This is a genomic window from Sulfolobus tengchongensis, assembly GCF_036967215.1.
GTDB classification, from domain to species: Archaea; Thermoproteota; Thermoprotei_A; order Sulfolobales; family Sulfolobaceae; genus Saccharolobus; species Saccharolobus tengchongensis_A.
The window spans coordinates 2,114,397-2,135,616 of record NZ_CP146016.1 but is presented as its reverse complement, the minus strand read 5'-3'; the positions used below and the strand labels follow the sequence as shown (position 1 = coordinate 2,135,616).

At 35.0% G+C, this 21,220-nt stretch carries 23 protein-coding genes, 3 tRNA genes and 1 other RNA gene; 19 read left to right on the top strand and 8 right to left on the bottom strand.

Features of this window, described 5'->3' with window-relative positions; genetic code table 11:
• The first annotated feature begins 5 nt into the window (after positions 1-5).
• Together rimI and V6M85_RS10215 are read left to right on the top strand one after the other, a co-directional pair.
• Positions 6-461, top strand: a complete 456-nt coding sequence (gene rimI, locus V6M85_RS10220) for a ribosomal protein S18-alanine N-acetyltransferase (RefSeq protein ID WP_338599597.1) — start codon at positions 6-8, stop codon at positions 459-461.
• A 50-nt stretch (positions 462-511) separates the two neighbouring features.
• A complete protein-coding gene (locus V6M85_RS10215) occupies positions 512-2,872 on the top strand; it encodes a DNA-directed DNA polymerase (RefSeq protein ID WP_338599594.1) in 2,361 nt (786 codons plus the stop codon).
• Here the strand turns inward: V6M85_RS10215 and dnaG are convergent.
• From dnaG to V6M85_RS10200, 3 genes are read right to left on the bottom strand one after another with little or no spacing between them, the layout of a single operon-like run.
• On the bottom strand, positions 2,859-4,061 hold the full coding sequence (dnaG, locus tag V6M85_RS10210) for a DNA primase DnaG (protein WP_338599591.1): 1,203 nt from the start codon (positions 4,059-4,061) through the stop codon (positions 2,859-2,861). The genes V6M85_RS10215 and dnaG overlap by 14 nt on opposite strands.
• A gap of 19 nt (positions 4,062-4,080) precedes the next feature.
• Positions 4,081-5,166 (bottom strand): tyrosine--tRNA ligase, encoded by a 1,086-nt coding sequence (locus V6M85_RS10205; RefSeq protein ID WP_338599590.1) that lies wholly within the window; start codon positions 5,164-5,166, stop codon positions 4,081-4,083.
• 45 nt (positions 5,167-5,211) lie between these two features.
• Positions 5,212-5,544: a hypothetical protein gene (locus V6M85_RS10200; protein WP_338599587.1), complete on the bottom strand. Its 333-nt coding sequence runs from the start codon at positions 5,542-5,544 to the stop codon at positions 5,212-5,214.
• Positions 5,545-5,774: 230 nt separating this feature from the next.
• Here V6M85_RS10200 and V6M85_RS10195 point away from each other — a divergent pair, with 230 nt between their 5' ends.
• The 16 genes from V6M85_RS10195 to V6M85_RS10120 are packed head-to-tail and all read left to right on the top strand — an operon-like array spanning position 5,775 to position 16,668.
• Complete coding sequence (locus V6M85_RS10195) at positions 5,775-7,052, top strand: AIR synthase related protein (protein ID WP_338599585.1); 1,278 nt, start codon at positions 5,775-5,777, stop codon at positions 7,050-7,052.
• Positions 7,053-7,072: 20 nt separating this feature from the next.
• Positions 7,073-7,567: a 30S ribosomal protein S13 gene (locus V6M85_RS10190; protein ID WP_338599582.1), complete on the top strand. Its 495-nt coding sequence runs from the start codon at positions 7,073-7,075 to the stop codon at positions 7,565-7,567.
• A 10-nt stretch (positions 7,568-7,577) separates the two neighbouring features.
• Positions 7,578-8,123 (top strand): 30S ribosomal protein S4, encoded by a 546-nt coding sequence (locus V6M85_RS10185; protein ID WP_338599580.1) that lies wholly within the window; start codon positions 7,578-7,580, stop codon positions 8,121-8,123.
• Positions 8,107-8,505 (top strand): 30S ribosomal protein S11, encoded by a 399-nt coding sequence (locus V6M85_RS10180; RefSeq protein WP_338599577.1) that lies wholly within the window; start codon positions 8,107-8,109, stop codon positions 8,503-8,505. Before V6M85_RS10185 ends, V6M85_RS10180 begins: the two co-directional genes overlap by 17 nt.
• An 11-nt stretch (positions 8,506-8,516) precedes the next feature.
• Positions 8,517-9,311 (top strand): DNA-directed RNA polymerase subunit D, encoded by a 795-nt coding sequence (locus tag V6M85_RS10175; protein WP_338599574.1) that lies wholly within the window; start codon positions 8,517-8,519, stop codon positions 9,309-9,311.
• The gene (locus V6M85_RS10170) at positions 9,308-9,667 is read left to right on the top strand and encodes a 50S ribosomal protein L18e (protein ID WP_338599573.1); all 360 of its coding nucleotides are present in this window, start codon (positions 9,308-9,310) and stop codon (positions 9,665-9,667) included. Before V6M85_RS10175 ends, V6M85_RS10170 begins: the two co-directional genes overlap by 4 nt.
• Entirely contained in the window at positions 9,664-10,113 is a 450-nt protein-coding gene (locus V6M85_RS10165) for a 50S ribosomal protein L13 (RefSeq protein WP_338599570.1), read from the top strand. Before V6M85_RS10170 ends, V6M85_RS10165 begins: the two co-directional genes overlap by 4 nt.
• Entirely contained in the window at positions 10,110-10,523 is a 414-nt protein-coding gene (locus V6M85_RS10160; protein ID WP_338599567.1) for a 30S ribosomal protein S9, read from the top strand. Before V6M85_RS10165 ends, V6M85_RS10160 begins: the two co-directional genes overlap by 4 nt.
• A gap of 6 nt (positions 10,524-10,529) precedes the next feature.
• The gene (locus V6M85_RS10155; protein ID WP_338599564.1) at positions 10,530-10,730 is read left to right on the top strand and encodes a DNA-directed RNA polymerase subunit N; all 201 of its coding nucleotides are present in this window, start codon (positions 10,530-10,532) and stop codon (positions 10,728-10,730) included.
• Positions 10,731-10,744: 14 nt separating this feature from the next.
• On the top strand, positions 10,745-11,425 hold the full coding sequence (gene rpsB / locus V6M85_RS10150; protein ID WP_338599561.1) for a 30S ribosomal protein S2: 681 nt from the start codon (positions 10,745-10,747) through the stop codon (positions 11,423-11,425).
• On the top strand, positions 11,422-12,279 hold the full coding sequence (gene amrB, locus V6M85_RS10145) for an AmmeMemoRadiSam system protein B (protein WP_338599558.1): 858 nt from the start codon (positions 11,422-11,424) through the stop codon (positions 12,277-12,279). Before rpsB ends, amrB begins: the two co-directional genes overlap by 4 nt.
• Complete coding sequence (locus V6M85_RS10140; RefSeq protein ID WP_338599555.1) at positions 12,206-12,940, top strand: hypothetical protein; 735 nt, start codon at positions 12,206-12,208, stop codon at positions 12,938-12,940. The genes amrB and V6M85_RS10140 overlap by 74 nt, the downstream gene beginning before the upstream one ends.
• Positions 12,880-13,599, top strand: coding sequence for an isopentenyl phosphate kinase (locus V6M85_RS10135; protein WP_338599552.1), 720 nt, complete (start codon positions 12,880-12,882; stop codon positions 13,597-13,599). The genes V6M85_RS10140 and V6M85_RS10135 overlap by 61 nt, the downstream gene beginning before the upstream one ends.
• Entirely contained in the window at positions 13,592-14,698 is a 1,107-nt protein-coding gene (fni, locus tag V6M85_RS10130; protein WP_338599549.1) for a type 2 isopentenyl-diphosphate Delta-isomerase, read from the top strand. Before V6M85_RS10135 ends, fni begins: the two co-directional genes overlap by 8 nt.
• A gap of 2 nt (positions 14,699-14,700) precedes the next feature.
• Positions 14,701-15,696 carry a geranylgeranyl diphosphate synthase gene (gene gds / locus V6M85_RS10125; RefSeq protein ID WP_338599547.1) on the top strand — a complete coding sequence of 332 codons (996 nt, stop codon included), beginning with the start codon at positions 14,701-14,703 and terminating at the stop codon, positions 15,694-15,696.
• Positions 15,697-16,668 (top strand): glycosyltransferase 4 family protein, encoded by a 972-nt coding sequence (locus V6M85_RS10120; protein ID WP_338599545.1) that lies wholly within the window; start codon positions 15,697-15,699, stop codon positions 16,666-16,668.
• A 651-nt stretch (positions 16,669-17,319) separates the two neighbouring features.
• On the opposite strand, the gene V6M85_RS10115 is transcribed toward V6M85_RS10120, so the two are convergent.
• The 5 genes from V6M85_RS10115 to V6M85_RS10095 all read right to left on the bottom strand — a co-directional run bounded on the left by V6M85_RS10115 (position 17,320) and on the right by V6M85_RS10095 (position 19,094).
• A tRNA-Ser gene (locus V6M85_RS10115) sits at positions 17,320-17,404 on the bottom strand.
• A gap of 41 nt (positions 17,405-17,445) precedes the next feature.
• Positions 17,446-17,754: signal recognition particle sRNA (ffs, locus tag V6M85_RS10110), an RNA gene on the bottom strand.
• 364 nt (positions 17,755-18,118) lie between these two features.
• Positions 18,119-18,205, bottom strand: a tRNA-Asn gene (locus V6M85_RS10105).
• Positions 18,206-18,265: 60 nt separating this feature from the next.
• Positions 18,266-18,703: a hypothetical protein gene (locus tag V6M85_RS10100; RefSeq protein ID WP_338599543.1), complete on the bottom strand. Its 438-nt coding sequence runs from the start codon at positions 18,701-18,703 to the stop codon at positions 18,266-18,268.
• Between the two features lie 315 nt (positions 18,704-19,018).
• Positions 19,019-19,094: transfer RNA gene (locus V6M85_RS10095), tRNA-Pro, on the bottom strand.
• 352 nt (positions 19,095-19,446) lie between these two features.
• On the opposite strand from V6M85_RS10095, the gene V6M85_RS10090 reads away from it, so the two are divergent.
• Positions 19,447-21,216 carry a cbb3-type cytochrome c oxidase subunit I gene (locus tag V6M85_RS10090; RefSeq protein ID WP_338599540.1) on the top strand — a complete coding sequence of 590 codons (1,770 nt, stop codon included), beginning with the start codon at positions 19,447-19,449 and terminating at the stop codon, positions 21,214-21,216.
• Positions 21,217-21,220: the final 4 nt, after the last annotated feature.

Sequence of the window (21,220 nt, the reverse complement as noted above, 5' to 3'; positions counted from 1 at the left end):
TGATCATGGTAATTATAGCTGATGCGACAGAAGCTGATTTGAATCAAATATACGAAATAGAATCAAAAAGCTTTGATAATCCTTATCCATATTCATTATTGCGGGCATATCTATTTTTGGCTAGCAAGCTTTATTTGGTAGCTAAAAATGGAGATAAGGTAGTAGGGTACGTTATAGGTATAATTCAATATGGGTATAGAGGTCACATTGTCTCGATAGCTGTAAAGCCGGAATATAGGAACCAAGGTATCGGTAGTGAATTATTAAATGAAATTGAACAAAGATTTAAACAAAATGGGGCAAGATATTCCTATCTTGAAGTTAGTATAAGTAACTTGTCAGCTATTTCTTTCTATTACACTAATGGGTATATAATATCTTATTTACGTAAAAATTATTACGGAAGAGGCAAACATGCCTTTGTTATGATAAAGAATTTATATTATAAATTTCTAGACTGAGTATCAAAATTTTAAATAGATTAAAAACCCTCACTATTAATTAGTAATATATGATAAAGAATTTCTTTATATTAGACTTCTCCTATGAGATAAAAGATGATAAACCAATAGTTTACATTTGGGGCATTGATGAGGAAGGAAATCGATGTGTCGTATTAGAGAAGAATTTTAGACCATATTTCTATGTGACTTATGAGGGTAATGAGAATGAAATCATTGAAAATATAAGAAAAATCGGCTTAATTTCAATAAATAAGGTTCAAAAAAGATACCTTAATAATGTAGTAAATGCTTTAATGCTACAAACATTAATACCGTCGCAAATTAGGGGATATAGAAAAATAATCGCGCAAATAAATGGTGTAAAAGGAATCTTTGATGCAGATATTCGTTTTACTATGAGATATTCAATTGATATGAATCTTAGACATTTCACTTGGTTTACTGCTGAGGTAAGTGAAGTTAAATCAGGAGATATGCGTACACCTAAGGTATATGAATTAAATAAGATTATTTCTAGATATGAGGGTAAGATACCAGAACTGAAAATACTTGCAATTGACATACAAATCTATAATAAGTACGGCTCTCCAAATCCTAGAAAAGATCCAATAATACTAATAAGTTTGTGGGGAAGAGATGGAAGTACGCAGTTAAGCGTGGATGACGCTAAAGACGATTTAAAGCTTTTAAGGAATTTCGTTAGTAAGGTAATAGAATATGACCCTGATCTAATTGTTGGATATAATACAAATTTTTTCCATTGGAGCTACGTTTTAGATAGAGCGAAAACATTAGGAATAAAACTTGATATAGGAAGAAAGATAGGTACTGAAGTAAGTCAAGGTACATATGGTCATTACTCGATAGTAGGAAGACTTAACGTAGATCTTGCAGATTTGATTGCAGACATATTAGGAACCGAAAATAAAGATTTGATCGACGTCGCAGATTACTTAAATATAATTCCTAAATCTAAAAGAACTATATTAAATTGGTACGAGATATCTAAATATTGGGACGATATTAAAAATAGGGAATTAGTAAAACAATATAGCTTAGATAACGCTAAATCTATTTACCTATTAAGCAATTCTTTGCTTCCCTTGTATGAGGAATTAGTCAAAATAATTGGTCTGCCTTTAGATCAGTTATCATCAGCTAGTTGGGGAAGTAGGATTGAATCGCTAGTGATAAGAGAGGCAATTCAACTCGGAGAATTAGTTCCAACTAAGGTGGAAAACGTAAATGTCAGTAAGGATTCTTTGAAAAAGAGTGATTTGCTTATAGAACCTAAAATTGGAATTCATAAGGAACACGTTTATGTGTTAGACGTGACATCAGTCTATCCTTCAGTAATCAGAAAGTTTAATATTGGTCCAGACGCTTTAATCAAAGATTTATGTGAGAATTGTTATTTATCGCCAGATTCAAGTTATAAATTTAGAAAAGAACCTCCGAGTTTTTATAAATTAATTCTAGATAAATTGGATAATGTAATGCGAATTACTGAAGAAAAACTGAAAAAAGGCGATATTGGTGAAAGTTTAGGTGAGCTAGAGAACAAATTGAGAGCAATTAAGATGATTCTAAATAATTTCAATGATTATATTAATTTTGTAAACTCACGATGGTACTCAAAGGAGATATCCGAAGCAGTAGAAGAATGGGGCAAACATACTATTAGGACACTGATAAATTTGATCGGCAATTCTGGATTTGAAATAATATATGCTGATAATAGATCGATATTCGTAAAAGGATCTAACGATAAATTAGTTGAATTAGTAAACAGGTTAAATTCCCTATATGGCTTAGAGATAGAGGTACAGAAAATCTATAAAACTTTACTAATAATAGATAAATTTGGAAGATTTGTGGGATTAACAGATAAGAATAAAATAGATATTGTAGGATTACAAAGGAATAATAAGAATCTCTGTGAATTAACTAAAGACTTACAAAGAAAAATAGTAGAGACAATATTAATTGATGGAGATGTTACAAAAGCTATAAAGTTAGTAAGAGCCACTATGATAAGATTAAGGAGAGGAGAATATAGCATTGAAGAATTGGTAACCTGGAGATACATAGATACTGACCTGGCTACGAGTAAAACCACCGCTCCTCACATTGTTGCAGCAAAAAAGGCAATTAGTGCTAATTACCCTGTTAGTGTAGGTTCAAAGATAGGCTTTGTAATAGTTAAGGGCGCTGGGAGAGTTGCAGATAGGGCAGAGCCGTATTTTTTAATTAAGGAGAAAAACAGGATAGATATAGAATACTATATTAACCAAATTTTATCTGAATCTTCAAGACTACTTAGATCTCTTGGAGTTGATGAAGAAAAGCTTAAAAAAACTAGTATAACGGATATCTTAGATTTCTTCGGATCATCTAAGAAGAAATGATATCAGTAAACGTTAATATATCAACGTTTTGCGGTCTTTTATTTATTCCTCCTATTCTTGCTCCTATTATCATTTTAACGTTCTTTTGAGATGCTAAGTCTAATAATCGTTGTGTAATCACTCCGTCAAATATTATATAAGATACCTTATTATCTTGATAGGCCTCCAATTTAGGTATTATGTCTCTTACTTGAACTCTTTCAATCAAATTCCAATTACTATCATAAAGAACTCCTTCTAATGTACCCGGTAATTTTTTGACTTCCTCCAAAATATTTTGTGGTAATGCTATTTGAACTAATTGGCTAGTTTCTACTCGTGCAGACTCTTCTTCCTTTGCTATATTTTTAGCAATAGCTTGTTCTGCCTCTTGAAGCTTCTTTAGATATTGCGATAGTGGTATCATATTAGATAATGCCTTTGCTATTTCCTTTCCAGTCAATTCCTCTACTTCCCTTCCTACTGGAGCTCTGGCAACAAAATCTATTTTGACATTATTACTTAGTAATTCTTTTAGAATAAGATCTCCACCGTGGTCACCATCTAGAAAAGCTATTACTGTTTTTTTCATTTTTGATAAATTAATTACAGTTTCTGGGATTCTTGATGTAGCTCCTTCAATTGCAATTACGTTTCTATAACCATATCTTAGCAGATTTATCACATCTGCTCTTCCCTCAACAATTATTAGATTAGGATCTTTATCTACATCTGGTCCTGCAGGTAATTTTTCTGGTCCATACTCAGTTATTTCCCCGACTTTGACCGCACTGCTTATCTCGTTTAATACTTCTTTAATATCTAAAGATCTCTCTTTGCTCCAACTTGATAAGATTCCTTTTGCTCTTTCTATGATTTTTTTGAGTTTTTCAGCACGTATATCTTCTATTTCTACTAGTTCGAACTTCGAGTTATATGGCCCTACTTTATCTACGCTTTCTACCATCGACGCAATTAACGCGGTTTCTATTCTATCTAGATTAGATGGTATTATTACCTCTCCTTCACTCTTACCGCCTTTGGTCTTAACTTCTACTATGATTCTTCCTAATCTTCCTTTATCTTGTAATTCCCTTAAATCAAATTCATCACCAAATAAGTTTTCAGTCTGGCCGAATATTGCACCTATTACGTCGGTTTTTTCAACTATACCCTCTACTTCAAATTTTAATCTTATATTGTATTTCATTTGGAAACTCACCTTTACATTACCTTGTGACATTTTTAGATATTTTTTGAATCATTTCTTCGAATTCAACTTTCTTTTCTAAACTTTTTCTTATGGGTTCTAGTACTTCATTTAATTTTCTCGCAGTAGCCCTCTTTAAATCCATTGGGTGAATTTTTCCTTCAATGTACGCTTTCTCCAGATCCTCATAGCTTCTGAATTCTACATCTCCACCATATTTAATATCTCTTTCTATTTTTATATTATTATAGCGTGGGAATATAATATATTTCAATATTTGGAGTACTGGGTTATTTTCCGCTACACCCTTAGGGCAGTACGCGCCCATAATCTTCCTCTCAACGTCTTCCTTACTGTCGTTAACGAAAATTGCAGACTCTGGTTTTGACTTACTCATCTTTATTTCAGCTTGTATATCATCCTCATCCATCCCTTCTACTATACTCATTCTTTGTCCTCCTTGCAGACCTACTAGAAGTGGGGTATGTATTGATATTACCTTTTTTTTGCCCATTTTTTCCGCTACGTCCCTTGCTAACATGTGAGCTTTTCTCTGATCTGTACCACCTAATGCGATATCTAAATCAAGATAGAATATATCACTCACTTGCATAGCAGGATATATGAGTTTTGAAGCGTCTATCTCAGCTTCTTCTGCTTTTCTTCCCATTATAGTTAACGCTCTCTTTATCCTAGCCAAGCTAGCATTTTTTGCCACTTTTATAACTAAAGCCCAATAATCCTTGTCTTTAACCATATCGTCAGCATCTACTATGTTTAATTTAGAGACGTCAACTCCATAATTTCGTATTACCTCTATCGTATAATCGGCGGCCATCTTAATTAGATTCATATCACCGCCTAGTTTATCATTGATCCATGCATGCCATGTAGCTCTTAATATGGTCATATTAACTCCTGCATCTATCAAGTCCTTTACCTTTTGAGTCCAAATTAGCCATCCAATGTGGAATAATCCACTTGGTTCGAAACCTATGTAGCCTTTTAATTTATTATTATTCTCTATTTTTTTCTTCAGCTCGTCTACAGTTATAATCTCAGCGGTATTTCTCGTTATGAGATGTAACTTTTCATCGATACTCATAATCAGTTTCCCCAAAAACTAAACAGAAGTTTAAGTAAAAAAGCACTAATCATCTTTAAATTGTTTTAGGAAGAGAACAACAGGGTGTGTATTCCCCAACTTTTTCTCAAGATCATCTACTACGTATTCGAAATCTAAGTCAGTTTCCAGTATTCTTCTCAAAAGAACTTTAATAAATAGATAGCTATTTAACATTACTTTCTCATTTAATATAAATTTACGTTCATTATCTTCATCTCTAAGTAGTTTAAAGGCGGGAGAACTATTGTTATCGCTTGAAATTAAATTGAAAATATATTCATCAACTAACTTTTGAATGCAAGTTTCACTTTCACAATCATATAATCTTTCAAAAGAAGGTCTGTTTGTAGGAGGCAAATTTTATCCCATATTTATTACGTTATAACTACTAAAAAAGCTATTATTATCCCATATTTTTACGATAAAAACGTCCTTAATTTTCGTCTTGAACTATTTCAACTGAGTCTGAGAAAATAACTTAAATAGTATTAAATATCTCTACTACATAATTGTATAGGAAAGGCGTTCAGTCAGCATTCAACTAAGTGAGAGAAATATTAATTATTTGTATACCGAATTTTACGTTAATGGACCTAGAAGGAATTGTAAGAAGGCTTTATCCAAATATCGACAAAGCTAAAGAAAAGCTTATTGAGGAAATTAAATTCTATAAGGGAAATAAGTACAATGCTGAAGAAATCGCGAATGTAATATTAACCGAGGTCATTAACTCCATGAAGGCTGATAACTTATTTGGGTTCCCTAAAACAGCCGTAACTGCAGGTGATGCTGGTTTAGGATCTAGAGGTCTAGGGGACAACTTGATACATTCTAAACTATTTGAGTTAGTGGGTAAACAGCTTGAGGAATTTGATGATGCAGGAATAAGAGAAAACGTAGTTGTATCCATTGATGGAATTCACTCAAGATTATCTTATTTTCCTTTCTTAGCGGGATTCTACGCTACAAGAGCTACATTAAGGGATATATTAGTTAAAGGCGCGTATCCCATAGGATTAATTGTAGACATACATCTCTCTGACGATAGTGATGTAGGAATGCTAGTTGACTTTGAAGCTGGTGTTTTCACTATAAGCAAAGCATTAGAAATCCCAATTTTGGCAGGAAGTACATTGAGAATAGGCGGAGATTTGGTTTTAGGAGACAGAATAAGTGGCGCAGTGGGCTCTGTGGGTATACTGAAATCAAAGGACTTCTTAAGAAGGAGAATAAGAAAAGGATTGCAGATCGTAATGACAGAGGGAAGTGGTGGAGGTACAATTGCAACTACTGCAATTTACAACGGAATGCCAGAGATAGTCTCAGAAACTTTATACGTAAATGACTTAATTGCTTGTATGGTAGTAAGAGATTATCTACCAAGCGTCGTTTACTCTATGACGGACGTAACCAATGGTGGAATACGAGCTGATGCCCTTGAAGTTTCTAAGATGACTAACCTAAGTTTCGTTATTGATGATGAAAAGTTCCTATCATTAATAAATCCAAAAGTAAAGAAGATGTTAGAAGAGCTTAACATAGACCCATTTGGTATTTCAATTGATTCAATACTGATTTTTACAGATAATCCATCTTTAGTTATGGAAAAACTAAAACAGTACGGAATTAAAAGTGAAATTATAGGGCATGTTGATGATCTAAAACAATACCCTATAATGACATATAATGGTAGAGAGTTAAAGCCACAGTTCAGAGAGAGCCCATATACTCCCATAAAGAAGTACATAGGGAATTATTCTCCTTATACTATTGAATATATATCAAAACGCTTAGATTACGCTATAAGTGAGGCTAAAAGAAAAATGGATAACGTATTGAAAAACTTAAAAACTAGTTTTACATAGACCATACAAGCTGATACTTAATGAGTCAACAGTTTAAGTACGTTGTCAGGATTTTTGGGCAAGATGTAGATGGAACTATGAAATTACCTTATGCATTGGCTATGGTGAAAGGAATTGGATACAATACGGCTAAAGCCATAATACGTATGTTAAATATGGATCCTAATGCGAGATTGGGCGAATTGTCAGATGCTGACTTAAAGAGGATAGAATCAACACTATCTGATCACACTATTAAGGGTTTACCTAGCTGGATTTATAATAGGCGTAAGGATTATGAGAGCGGATCCGATCTACATTTAGTCACTTCTGATCTCATCTTTTACGTAAGAAATGACATAGAGAGAGAGAAGAAATCTAGGAGTTGGAGAGGAGTTAGACATTCATTAGGTTTAAAGGTACGAGGACAAAGAACAAGAACTACCGGGAGAACTGGAATGACTGTAGGTGTTGCTAGAAAGAAGGCAGCTCAACCTCAAGCACAACAGTCATCTCAACAGCAGAAGTCCTCTTAAGGTGATATAAATGGGAGATCCGAGAAAAAGTAGGAAAAAATGGGAAAGCCCTGGTCATCCTTGGATAAAGGATAGGCTTAGTTATGAGCAAGAGCTATTAGGAAAGTATGGATTAAGAAATAAAAGGGAGATTTGGATAGCACAGTCTATAATTAGGAAATTTAGGCACCAGGCTAGATCATTACTAGCATTACCGCCTGCAGAAAGGGCAGTTAGAGAAAAACAGTTAGTGGGCAAATTATTAAAAATTGGGTTATTGAAAAAAGAAACTGCTACGGTAGATGATATTCTTAGCTTAACAGAGCAGGATTTGTTAGAGAGAAGATTGCAAACAATAGTATTTAAAAAAGGACTAGCTAATACGATATATCAAGCTAGGCAATTAATAGTTCATGGGCATATTGCAGTTAATGGTAAAAGAGTTACCTCTCCAGGATATATTGTAAGTGTAGATGAGGAAAACTTAATAGATTATTATGTTACATCTCCTTTCAAGTCAAGACCACTAGTCTCATCTCAAGAATCGGGGGGTGAAGTAAATGTCAAGCAGGCGTGAAATTAGATGGGGAGTAGCACACATTTATGCATCTCAAAATAATACTTTGATAACGATTAGTGACTTAAGTGGAGCGGAAATCATATCTAGAGCCAGTGGTGGAATGGTAGTAAAGGCTGATAGAGAAAAACCATCACCTTATGCTGCAATGTTAGCTGCTAACAAAGCAGCTAGTGACGCGCTTGAAAAAGGTATAATGGCTCTTCACATAAAGGTTAGAGCACCAGGAGGATATGGTAGTAAGACTCCTGGACCCGGTGCACAACCAGCGATTAGAGCATTAGCGAGAGCAGGGTTTATAATAGGTAGAATTGAAGATGTTACGCCTATTCCTCATGATACTATAAGAAGACCCGGTGGAAGAAGGGGAAGAAGAGTATAGGCGGCTCATCCATGCCAATTAATTTATTATATAAGGACGATAAGCGTATGAATATTGTTTTTGAGAATTATCCTCTAGAGTTTGTCAACGCTATTAGAAGAGCGGCAATGTTATATGTTCCAGTTATGGCAGTTGATGATGTTTATTTTATTGAAAACAATAGTCCTTTGTATGATGAAATTTTAGCTCATAGATTAGGTTTAATTCCCTTTTCCTCTGATGATGCGCTTGATACATATAGATGGCCAGAAGAATGCATTGAATGTACAGAGAATTGTGAGAAATGTTTCACTAAGATCTATATTGAGGCAGAGGCTATAAATGGGCCTAAAATGGTCTATTCTAAAGATATTAAATCAGAAGATCCTTCCGTAGTTCCAGTAAGCGGAGATATTCCAATTGTACTATTGGGCTCAAATCAAAAAATATCCCTTGAGGCTAGATTAAGGCTTGGATATGGGAAAGAACATGCTAAGTTTATACCAGTTTCAGTAGCTGTTGTAAGATACTATCCTAAAGTTGAGGTTATAGGTAATTGTGATAAAGCTGTTGAAGTTTGTCCAGAAGGTGTATTCGAATTAAAAGATGGCAAGTTATATGTAAAGAATGAATTAGCGTGTACTTTATGTGAGGAGTGTATAAGATATTGTGATTCAATTAAAATATCCTCAGTTGAAGACAAATACATTTTTGAACTCGAAAGTGTTGGTTCTCTTAAACCAGAGAGAATTTTATTAGAGGCTGGAAAAACCATTATAAGAAAGGTTGAAGAATTGGAGAAGAAACTGTTAGAGGTGGTCAAATGAAGGTAACAGGTAGTACAAACATAATGGTTAGAAAACTTATTAGAAAGTTGGAGAAAGCTAAAAGACCGTTGTGGAGAAGAGTTGCAGAGGAATTGTCATCTCCTTCTAGGAAGAGGCCTTATATAAACTTATATAAAATAAACAAATACAGTAAGCCTAATGATGTAATTGTAGTGCCTGGAAAAGTATTGGGAATAGGTAAGTTAGATCATCCAGTTACGGTGATAGCTTTAGATTTCTCCAGATCGGCTATAGAAAAAATTAGGACAGCTGGAGGAGAAGTAATGAGCATAAACAAAGCATTAGAAACTTTTAAAGATTTTAAGGGTAAGACTGTGAGGTTGATGAAACAATGAGTCAGCAAGTTCAAGAACAATTAGTAATAATTAATGCTGAAGGACAAATTTTAGGGCGAATGGCGAGTAATATAGTTAGGCTGTTAAAGGAGGGTAAAAAAGTAGTTGTAATAAATGCTGAGAAAGCGGTCATAAGCGGCGATAAAAACCGAGTTGTACAGTCCTATAAGTTGCTTTTAACAGTGAGGACACTTTTTAATCCTTACAAAAATGGTATTAGGAGGCCTAGATCACCTATAAATATAGTTAAGAGGACTATAAGGGGAATGTTGCCTAAGAGCAGTAAAGGACGCAGAATGTTAAAGAATGTGAAGATATATATTGGGATTCCAAAGGAGTTTGAAGGGAAGCAATATATAAGGTTTCAAGATGCTGATGTGGGTAGACTTAAAGGTAAGTATGTAACTGTAGAAATAGTTGCAAAAGAATTAGGGTGGAACGCATGAGTCAACAACAGCAAGTTATTATTACTAGTGCTAGAAGGAAAATGGCTAGGGCGACATGTTATCTGTTCCCAGGTAAGGGTAGAATACTTATTAACAACGTGCCGGTCGAGTTGATACCAATAGAAATGGTTAGGCTAAAAATAATGGAACCATTATTGCTTGCAGGTAACGATGTCAGATCTAAAATAGATGCTAAAATAGTAGCTACTGGTGGGGGAATAATGGGACAAGCAGATGCTGCTAGAATGGCTTTAGCGAGAGCTTTAGTTAAATTTACAAATAGTGATGAGCTTAAGAAAATTTATAGGTCATATGATAGAACTATGTTAGCTGGAGATCCAAGGCAAACAGAGTCTGAAAAGTGGATGAGATATAGTGCTAGGAGATGGAGGCAGAAATCGTATAGGTGATTTTATATGATGATCCCAGTTAGATGCTTTACATGCGGTTCGTTAATTGCAGATAAGTGGGAGCCATTTATAGCGAGAGTAAATGCTGGAGATCATCCAGCTAAAGTACTTGATGAGTTAGGAGTAAAAAGATACTGTTGTAGGAGAATGTTTTTATCTCATATTGATATAATTAACGAAGTAATCCATTACACCAGACCAATTTGAAAAGGTGGGTAATATTGAGTGAAAGAGAAGAAAAAGGAGGAGAATTAACCGAGGCAGAGAAAGAGGAATTAAGGAAGTCAGAGAAAGGAACAATAATAGAACTATTGGTACCAGTAGAAACTTATCTTTCAGCTGGCGTTCATATAGGTACTCATAGTTGTACTAGATACATGGAGAGGTTTGTATATAGGGTAAGGGCTGAGGGTTTATATGTTTTAGATGTTAGGAAAATTGACGAGAGATTAAGAGTAGCAGCCAAATTCCTAGCAAGATATGAACCTCAAGATGTAGTTGCAGTAGCAGCTAGACCATATGCGTACAGACCAGTTCAGAAATTCGCTGAGGTTATAGGTGGTAAAGCATTAGTAGGAAGAATAATACCGGGTACGTTTACAAATCCACATTTATCAACATATCTTGAACCAAAAGTATTACTCGTTTCTGATCCAAGGACAGATACACAAGCAATAAAGGAGGCAGCCAAAGTAGGAATACCAATAGTTGCGTTTGCGGATACTGACGCTAAAGTAGATTTTATTGATGTCATAATACCAGCTAATAATAAAGGTAGGAAGTCATTGGCATTATTATACTGGCTATTAGCGAGACAAGTACTTAGAGAAAGAAGGATAATACCCCCAGACGGTGATTTAGCAGTGCCAATAAATGAATTCGAAATGAGGCTAGCTCAATGAAGAGGTTACCTGCGGTCGCAGGTTCGTTTTATGAGGGAGAACCCAATAAACTAAAAGCTCAAATTGAGTGGTCTTTTAAGCATAAGGTAGGCCCTGGCTTTCTTCCTCAGTTGCCAACCGAAAAGAATAGGAAAAGGGATAATTTGTTTTTTATAGTGCCTCATGCAGGTTATATTTATAGTGGTCCCGTAGCTGCTCACTCTTACTTTCATCTAGTCTCAGAAGGAAAGCCGGATACGGTAATAATATTGGGACCTAATCATACTGGCTTGGGTTCTTACGTTTCTGCCTGGCCTAAAGGAGAATGGGAGACTCCTTTAGGTAGTGTAAAAATAGATGAAGAAGTGTTAATGCAATTAGTGAAAGAATCTGAGGTAATAGATTTAGATGACAAAGCGCATTTATATGAGCATTCCATAGAGGTTCAACTGCCTTTTTTGCAGTACTTTTTTGGGGGAGACTTTAAGATAGTTCCAATTGTTATAATGATGCAGACTGCTGAAATTGCTGAATTTTTAGCAGATGCTATATACAAAATTATTCAGAAGAATCCAGAGAAAGATATAGTAGTACTAGCAAGTAGTGATATGAATCACTATGATCCACACGAGGTTACATTGAAAAAGGATGAAGAGGCAATAGAGAAAATTCAACAATTAGATTATAAGGGATTATATGAGGTAGTTGAGGAAAAGGATGTGACATTGTGTGGTTACGCTCCAATAATGGTTAACTTAATTTTAGCTAAGAAGTTCAATAAGAAAGCTTACATATTAAAGCATGCAACATCGGGCGATACCTCAGGACCTAAGGATTCAGTTGTGGGCTATCTTGCAGCACGTTTTGGAAGTTAAAATCCCCTTTTTTGGTATTCCGCTTAAAGGCGTAAATAATCCAATTTTAGTTTTAGACGCAATAGTTAAACCTTCAAATAATTTCATAAAGATTGATATAATTGATGATTTTTTAACACAATTTAATGAAGCAATAGGATTTGAATGTGCTAGTGAGAAGAAGCAATGGGATGCCTCAATTCCTTTCTCTTCATATTATATTTATATCACTAATGAAATAGCAGAGGATTCCATACGTAAATGCGGAATTCCCATAGATGAGAAAGAGAAATTTGAGATCCTTCATCTGATAGATGAAGCTCTATTTCCCCAGAATTATCTAGTTAAAGCACTTAGAACTGCACAGCAGCTTGATGCTCAAATCCTTTATCGAGAGGGAGAGGAGCCAGTAGAAGTTTCATTAAAGAAAATTGTGATAAAGACACTTTCTTCTTTCCCTTTAGATCAAAATCCCAGATACATGGATAATTCGTTAATACATCTAGTTGGTATTCTCCCCGTAGAGTATGCTGAAAGTAGATCAGTTGATCTCATTCAAGTTGAAAATGGGTTATGGAGTGCAATTTACTCATTACCCTATCTTTATATTAAAAGTTGGAAGTGGATATGGGATCTGAATTGGGTTACTCTTATAGAGTTCTCAAGCTTGGAGGAAGTCTAATAACATGTAAGGATTTACCTAGATGTATAAGATTAGATGTATTAAGAAACGTGGCAAGCGAAATTAAGAAATTTGTTGATGAAAATTCTAACGTTAAGGTTATTTTGTTACATGGTGGAGGTAGCTTTGGTCATTACGAAGCATCGATAGTTGATGATATGGTAATTGTAAGAACTTCAGAAGCCATGCAGGAATTGAACTATATGGTAACTAAACAGCTCTTAAGGGAGAATTTAAAAATTATCAGTATACCAGGTAAGTTTTACTCCTTTGAGATAGTTAGTCAAGCTATAAATAGTGATTTGATACCATTGATCTATGGCGATATTAGGTTAGACGGTTCTATAATTTCCGCCGACGATATAAGTATAGAGATTGCAAAAAAGTTAAATGCTAAATTGCTCTACGCTATAGATAAAGATGGAGTTCTAGGAAAAGATGGGAAAGTGATAAGTGAGATAAGCAGTGTAAACGAGATTGGAATGGTAATTCAAAGAGAACGTTATGACGTTACTGGTGGAATATATTCTAAGGTAAAGAAGATATTGGAAAATTATATGGATGCTGTAATTTTTAATGGCGGCAAAACTGGAAACATATATTTAGCATTAAAGGGATATAATATAGGTACTCTAGTAAGAGGTAAGATAAATGCCTGACATAGTAAATAGAAAGGTAGAGCACGTTGAAATAGCTGCCTTTGAGAACGTAGATGGTTTGTCATCTACAACATTCTTGAACGATGTAATTTTAGTTCATCAAGGATTTCCTGGTATATCATTTAACGAAATAAATACTAAAACTAAATTTTTTAAAAAGGAGATAGACGCGCCAGTGATGGTAACAGGGATGACAGGAGGGAGAACTGAATTAGGAAGAATAAATAGGATTATTGCGGAAGTAGCAGAAAAATTTGGAATTCCCATGGGGGTTGGGAGTCAGAGAGTTGCAATAGAAAAAGCCGAGGCTAGAGAGAGTTTTACTATAGTTAGAAAGGTAGCACCTACTATTCCAATTGTAGCTAATCTGGGAATGCCTCAGCTTGTTAAAGGATACGGTCTAAGAGAATTTGAAGATGCTATTCAGATGATAGAGGCTGATGCAATAGCTGTTCATCTAAATCCTGCTCAAGAAGTTTTTCAACCAGAAGGCGAACCAGAGTATCAGATACACGCATTAGAAAAATTAAGGGACATTTCTAAAGCGTTATCTGTGCCTATTATAGTTAAGGAAAGTGGTAATGGAATTTCGATGGAGACAGCTAAGCTTCTTCACCAGTATGGTATAATGAACTTCGATACGTCTGGCCAAGGTGGTACAAATTGGATAGCGATAGAAATGATAAGAGACATAAGAAAGGGTAATTGGAAGGCTAAAAGCGCAAAGGCTTTTCTAGATTGGGGTGTTCCTACAGCAGCCTCTATAATGGAAGTCAGATATGCTGTACCTGATGCTTTTATAATAGGGAGTGGTGGTATTAGGAATGGACTTGATGTTGCTAAGGCAATAGCGCTTGGGGCGGATATCGCAGGAATGGCATTACCTGTTCTTAAGAGAACTATAGAAGGTAGAGAGAGCTTAGAGCAGTTCTTTAAAGAAGTAATATTTGAGTTAAAAGCCGCTATGATGCTTACTGGTTCTAAAGATATTAGCAAATTAAAAAGAACTAGCATAGTAATTTTAGGTAAGCTCAGGGAGTGGGTAGAATATAGAGGGATAAATTTATCTATATATGAGAAAATTAGAAGAGGAGAGTAAAAATGCAGACTGAATTAGATTCGTATTTTAACAGTATAATTGAGAATGTAAACTTAGAAATAAGAAAATTTGTGAGAAGTGACATTAAAACACTTGAGGAGGCCTCCCTTCACTTATTTTCAGCCGGTGGCAAAAGACTTAGACCATTAGTGTTAGTTTCATCTTCAGACCTAATAGGAGGAGATAGACAGAGAGCATATAAGGCTGCAGCGTCTGTAGAGATTCTTCATACTTTTACTTTAGTTCATGATGATATAATGGACAGAGATTACTTGAGGAGAGGGCTACCTACGGTACATGTAAAATGGGGAGAGCCTATGGCTATACTAGCTGGCGATTACTTACACGCAAAAGCGTTTGAGGTATTAAACGAGTCACTAAAGGGTTTAGACGCAGAGACGTTCTATAAAGCATTTTCACTGTTCGTTAAGTCAATAGAGATAATATCTGAAGGTCAAGCTATGGATATGATGTTTGAGAATAGAGATGACGTAACAGAAGATGAGTACATAGAAATGATAAAGAAAAAAACTGCTATGTTGTTCTCTTGCTCTGCAGGATTAGGAGCAATAATAAATAAAGCTAACGATGAGGTAATTGAGAATCTTCTACAATACGGATTAAATTTGGGTATATCATTCCAGATAGTAGACGACATTTTAGGAATTATCGCTGATGAAAAAGAATTAGGTAAACCAGTATACAGTGATATCAGAGAAGGTAAGAAAACAATTTTAGTAATAAAAACTTTAAGGGAGGCTAAGGAGAGCGAGAGAAAAATTATACTTTCCGTACTTGGAAACAAAGATGCTAAAAAGGACGAGCTAGAAAAAGTTGCTGAAATAATAAGAGAGTATTCATTGAAATATGCATATGATTTAGCCGAAAAATATTCTGATCTTGCAATAAGAAATTTAAGTAAAATTCCAGTTTCAAATGAGACTGCTGAAAAGGCTTTAAAATACCTAGCACAGTTTACGATTAAAAGGAGAAAGTGAATGAACACAGCATCTGTAATATTGTCTGTTTTCATATCTTTTTTAATAGGATATTTATCTACGATTTGGGTAATCAAACAAGCTAGGAAAAGTGGATTTGTAGGCAAGGATATAAATAAACCAAATAAGCCAGAAGTGCCTTTAATGGGAGGAATAGGTGTGATAGCAGGGTTTGTTGCAGGTGCTTTTACCTTGTTAGTTTCTGATGTTAGAAGTGAAAGAGTAATACCAGCAGTAATATTATCTTCTCTCTTAATAGCGTTTCTTGGCTTATTAGATGACATATTTAATGTACGACAGTCCATAAGAGCGTTTTTGCCGATTTTCGCGTCAGTTCCACTGGTGGTTTATAGTGTGGGTCACTCCGTAATATCGATACCATTTTTGGGGCAGGTGAATTTTGGAATATTTTATTATGTTATTATAATACCATTTGCTCTAACTATAGCCTCTAATGCATTCAATATGTTAGAGGGTCTAAACGGATTAGGGGCAGGTATGGGTATAATAATGCTTGCAACATTCGCCTATATAGGCTTATCACATGGCAGTGGTCCAACATACCAAGCAGGTCTTATTTCACTTGTTGCTCTTTCTGCACTAATGGCATTTTTACTATTTAACAAGTATCCAGCTAAAGTATTCCCTGGCAATATAGGAACCTATTTCATAGGAGCCTTAGTTGGAGCAATAGGGATTGCAGGATATATGTATACAGCCTTAGCTGTGCTATATGTACCATACGTTATCGAATTCATTTTAAAGGCAAGAACTAGATTTAAGGGAGTCTCATTTGGTAAAGTAGATTCCTTGGGCAGACTATACTGGGATGAAAAACCTAATTCGTTAACGCACATTGTGATGAAAATTGGGCATTTTAAAGAATATCAAGTAGTTATAATATTATGGATAATAGAGGCTATATTCGCAATAATTGCTGTGATATTGCAAACTACGACAATAGTTATATAAAGCAACGTTTTTGAGAAGCCAGAAGTATATATTATTTTTGAAATTGATTAAAAAATTATGTACTTTATTATTTTTAGAAATCTGTGATCTATTTCGTATCTCTTTATCTTAGAAACAGAGTAATAAGATACGATAGTTTACAATATTCTTGCAAATTTGTTTTAAAGTTCAAGTAGTATTTATCATAGAAAGCTCTAAGAACTTAACTAACAATTTCTAAAATCTCCATGCAATATTTATACAAAAGTAATTGAAGTATAGATCTACAAATTCTTTCTTTGTATCTTTAATTTTTAAATAAAACTGTACAAAATTTTTCAGTATTAAGTACCTTATTACTTTAGATCTTGCTATTAAGTATCTCTTACTAGCTAGCAGAGTATTTTGTCAAACTATTAACGAGATTAACCTAATGGGATATCTATTTGGTAGAATTCAAAAAGAAAAACAATTATCTAATTAGATTTTACTGAAAAGAATTAGCGTAGCGATTTAAGTGAAAATGCAGGAAGACATTTTGTAGTAATTAATGATTATGAGGATGAGAAGGGGGATGCAAGTAATAAGATAAAGAAATTTATACCTCTGAATGACATCAAAGGACTTCATGAAAAACTAAATTGGAAATTGAAGGGGGGTATTCCCCCCAAGCGCCGAGGGCGGGATTTGAACCCGCGTGGGGAGGACCCCCAGCGGCTTAGCAGGCCGCCGCCCTACCTGGCTAGGCGACCTCGGCACTACTTAAATTATGTATCACTTACCCTTTTATTCTTTACGGGGTCAGCTCCCCTATCCCATGGCCTACCTATCTGTAGGTTTAACCCCAGCTTCACTCAGGCTGTAGACCAGTGAACGCTGGCGTCCGGGCACGGCTGCTCCCTTCCGGGCCTGACCGATTCCCCCAGTTAACGTGGTACTCCTTCTCCCTCCGGAGAAGGAGCCCACGACCGCCAAGCCCCACTGGGCAGCCTTCATTGATCCGCTAGGACCTACAGATAGGAGATACCATAGGATAGAGGTTACTGGTGCCCGCTTTACGCCGTACGGGTCACAGGGGATGGCGAGACCCCCCACCCTCCCTGACCCCATCTATATACTGTATTTTTGATTTATTTAAGAGTTATCTTTATGGATCATTTGTGGATTTGACTATTTGAATCTGGACATTATTGGTTAGTAGCACATTAATTTGTAGAAGGAATTTGGATGATAAATAATTTCAAAAATTTTTAATTTTGAAATACTAACAGTAGATTATAAAGATATATACATTGCATTTCCGGTAAGTTACTATAGAAAGATCTCTGCATTCAAAGTTGTTAGCTTGACTTCCGCTATCTCATAGTTATAGCCTACGCTATATTTCTAAAGTATTGACCTAATCTTTACTCTCAAGAGAATAAGCTAACGATATGTGTTAATATATCTTAATTAACGCAACAGACAATAGCGCCGGAGGGAGGACTCGAACCTCCGACCACCCGGTTTCTGCACCCGGCTTAACAGCCGGGCGCTCTGCCGACTGAGCTACTCCGGCACAAATAAAAATACTAACAATCGATTAAAAAGTTATCTTCCGGCACCATAAAGCAAAATCTTATAAGACATTCTTTAACGAGCTAGTTGTATCGATAAATTCGGATTCTAATTTTTGGTTCCATGTTGATTTAAACCATTCTCTAATGTGGTTCATCTCATCTTCAATTAGTTTAATTATTAAGATCTTTATTTCGCTTTGTGGAATATCTTGTAGAAGAGAAAAATAAATTGCTGATATTTCGACTAAATCGTTGTATCCTTTATCTTCAAGCGATTTTGATACACTGAAGATTTTAGATCTTGGTACATTATATGATGAAAGCTTTAATTCTTCTTTATAAAGGTTCATTATCAAAAGTGATGACATAATTTGTCTCCATGACTTTAACGCTTCTTTCTTAGCTTCGTCAATCATCCCACTTTCAAGATAAAAAGTCGCAACTCGAATCCTTCTTAAAGCTTGCAAAACATGATATGATATGGAATCTCTAGTCATAATCATTATTATTTAACTGAAATTATAATGATTTTTCCGTTCAGTAAGAGGTTTTTGTGCCAGCATCTAGCCGTTTTCAGACGATGTTTAATCATCGTATCAGGCTCTAAAATAGATAAAATTTTTACATTTTCAATCTCATTATGAAGATTTTAGATAAGCACTTAACTATTATACTCTAAAAAATTTAGAAGTATTTTTAAATCTTTATTATAACACTACAAATAATCCACGTCAAATTTGGTAACATGAATAAGATAATTTCCTTCTCTAAAAAGGTGTATTTTTACTAAAGTTTATTCATTAATGATCAGATGGGGCCGGCGGGATTTGAACCCGCGATCACCAGGGCCCAAGCCTGGCGTCCTGGTCCAAGCTAGACTACGGCCCCTTCTATTAAATGGATATTAATTATACTATAAATGATTTACTCTATTCCCTCTAACTATGGGATGGATCCAGTATATGTCCTCATATGTAATATATTGTGGCAGTTTCTTCTGTACTATTTTAGGTGATTTACATATACTATTCAGGTATAATAAGCGTTTTTGATTAATCCAATAAGTTTAGGATCTTTGCCGAAATAGTATAAGTTTATTCATTTTCCATAAAAGATAGAATAAACTTAATTAATTCAGTAAACTAGATAAACCATAAACATTGTTAAAATAAACCTATAAAGAGTTAATAAGAAAAATATTTAAGTTAGCTAGAACTTTTTATAGTTAGAGTTGAGTGATATGGGATTAAAAGATGTAATTGTTGATCTTTTCCAACTTGACAAAGATTGGGTTACTAGGATTGTAATGGCCATGTTGGTTTTAGGAGTTATATGGGGCTTATTAGGAGTCATAGACTCCTTGATGGTGAGATTAGATGAGGCTGCTTGGGGTCTTTCCGCGAATCTCGTTTTAACTCCTCAAGAATACTATGCCGGAATAACATTACATGCGGAAAGGGACTTGTTTGGTTTCGCACAGCAAGTAATTTATGCTATATTTATCTATTTCACTATAAAATTATTGAATATTGAACCAAGAGCAAAATGGATGCTAAATCTTGGGTTTATATTAATTAATATTTCAATGATGTTCATGGAAGGTCCTATATTGATTATTCCAGCGGCTGGGTTTGATAATTATTTTTCAGCCACGATTTGGTATTATCTTTCACCTTTAGGTATTCCCGGTTATTCGCAATATGTTGTTAGTCCTCTATTCTTCTGGGGATGGATTCTACTAGATGCCTTTACGTATATAGATGGTTTCTGGATTGTTTATCATTATTACTTAGCTAGTAAAAATATGAAAGAAAAACTTCCAGTGCCACTAGTTTTCTTCTTAATGGTTACTTTAATGTTCATGATAGGGTACTCTGGCGTCACAGCAGCAGATGTGTGGGACGTTTTAGCATTTTATCACTTAGTTGGTTTAGATCCAATAGCTAATCAGATAGCTTTCTGGATATTTGGTCATGCTATAGTATATATGGCTTGGGTTCCGGCTGTTGGTGCCTTATACTTGTTAATACCAATGCTCGCTAATAAACCGTTATATAGTGATAGGATGGGAAGAATATCAGCCCTACTATATTTAATATTTTCAAATAACGTTCCTATTCATCATTTGTACATGGTTAATCTGCCTATAACGTTAAAATTCCTTCAAGAAGTATTAACATATTCCGTAGTTATCCCATCAATGATGACTTTCTTTAATTTATGGGCTACTGCAAAAGGTGCTAATGTAAACTGGAATATTATCACAGCATGGACCGTAACCTCATTTGCAGGCGCAATTGCAGCTGGTGTTACTGGTATTTCTAACGCTACGATAAGTTTTGATGCAATTGTCCATAATACAGATTGGGTTGTGGGTCACTTCCACGCAATGATACTATTTTCTATAGTGCCTGCGGCATGGGCAGTACTATACATTATGATATCTATGATGAGTGGTAGAATGTGGTTCTCTAAAGGAATGGCGTGGATACACTACGTGGGATATATGATAGGTACTACGCTTTTAATAGTAGGTTTTGAATTAATAGGTTTCTATGGTGTAGTGAGAAGGGCTGAGATATATCCTAGGTTTCCCGGATTGATTGATGCCGAGGTGTTAGCTACTGTAGGTGCACTCATAGCAGAGTTATCAACGATGGTCTGGTTCTTGAATTTAGTATTAACATTAGTTAAAGGCAGATTAATTAAACTAGAAGGTTTATCATTACAGCAGATTGCAGGTGCAGTGGCCATGAGTTTAGAATGGCCCTCCAATGTTTCCTTCGGTTCCATAATGCAATTTATGAAAGCTCATAATTCCAGTAAAAAGGGATTGTCTTCTATGTTAGCTATCGCTATTGTTGGAGCTATATTAATTGTAATTAGTACGTTTACTTTGGCGTTTGCAGGTGATGCCTATACCACTCAAACTTGGATATGGATAATTCTTCTTACAATTGGGATTATTTTTTCAGCTGTTGGATCACTTAAAGGTATGAAGTCGATATAGGAGG

What these genes read in the sequence shown, in the direction of transcription:
- rimI (WP_338599597.1), top strand. Translation starts at nt 6, where the DNA reads ATGGTAATTATAGCTGATGCGACAGAAGCTGATTTGAATCAAATATAC.
- V6M85_RS10215 (WP_338599594.1), top strand. Translation starts at nt 512, where the DNA reads ATGATAAAGAATTTCTTTATATTAGACTTCTCCTATGAGATAAAAGAT.
- dnaG (WP_338599591.1), bottom strand. Translation starts at nt 4,061, where the DNA reads ATGAAATACAATATAAGATTAAAATTTGAAGTAGAGGGTATAGTTGAA.
- V6M85_RS10205 (WP_338599590.1), bottom strand. Translation starts at nt 5,166, where the DNA reads ATGAGTATCGATGAAAAGTTACATCTCATAACGAGAAATACCGCTGAG.
- V6M85_RS10195 (WP_338599585.1), top strand. Translation starts at nt 5,775, where the DNA reads ATGGACCTAGAAGGAATTGTAAGAAGGCTTTATCCAAATATCGACAAA.
- V6M85_RS10190 (WP_338599582.1), top strand. Translation starts at nt 7,073, where the DNA reads ATGAGTCAACAGTTTAAGTACGTTGTCAGGATTTTTGGGCAAGATGTA.
- V6M85_RS10185 (WP_338599580.1), top strand. Translation starts at nt 7,578, where the DNA reads ATGGGAGATCCGAGAAAAAGTAGGAAAAAATGGGAAAGCCCTGGTCAT.
- V6M85_RS10180 (WP_338599577.1), top strand. Translation starts at nt 8,107, where the DNA reads ATGTCAAGCAGGCGTGAAATTAGATGGGGAGTAGCACACATTTATGCA.
- V6M85_RS10175 (WP_338599574.1), top strand. Translation starts at nt 8,517, where the DNA reads ATGCCAATTAATTTATTATATAAGGACGATAAGCGTATGAATATTGTT.
- V6M85_RS10170 (WP_338599573.1), top strand. Translation starts at nt 9,308, where the DNA reads ATGAAGGTAACAGGTAGTACAAACATAATGGTTAGAAAACTTATTAGA.
- V6M85_RS10165 (WP_338599570.1), top strand. Translation starts at nt 9,664, where the DNA reads ATGAGTCAGCAAGTTCAAGAACAATTAGTAATAATTAATGCTGAAGGA.
- V6M85_RS10160 (WP_338599567.1), top strand. Translation starts at nt 10,110, where the DNA reads ATGAGTCAACAACAGCAAGTTATTATTACTAGTGCTAGAAGGAAAATG.
- V6M85_RS10155 (WP_338599564.1), top strand. Translation starts at nt 10,530, where the DNA reads ATGATGATCCCAGTTAGATGCTTTACATGCGGTTCGTTAATTGCAGAT.
- amrB (WP_338599558.1), top strand. Translation starts at nt 11,422, where the DNA reads ATGAAGAGGTTACCTGCGGTCGCAGGTTCGTTTTATGAGGGAGAACCC.
- V6M85_RS10140 (WP_338599555.1), top strand. Translation starts at nt 12,206, where the DNA reads ATGCAACATCGGGCGATACCTCAGGACCTAAGGATTCAGTTGTGGGCT.
- fni (WP_338599549.1), top strand. Translation starts at nt 13,592, where the DNA reads ATGCCTGACATAGTAAATAGAAAGGTAGAGCACGTTGAAATAGCTGCC.
- gds (WP_338599547.1), top strand. Translation starts at nt 14,701, where the DNA reads ATGCAGACTGAATTAGATTCGTATTTTAACAGTATAATTGAGAATGTA.
- V6M85_RS10120 (WP_338599545.1), top strand. Translation starts at nt 15,697, where the DNA reads ATGAACACAGCATCTGTAATATTGTCTGTTTTCATATCTTTTTTAATA.
- V6M85_RS10100 (WP_338599543.1), bottom strand. Translation starts at nt 18,703, where the DNA reads ATGACTAGAGATTCCATATCATATCATGTTTTGCAAGCTTTAAGAAGG.
- V6M85_RS10090 (WP_338599540.1), top strand. Translation starts at nt 19,447, where the DNA reads ATGGGATTAAAAGATGTAATTGTTGATCTTTTCCAACTTGACAAAGAT.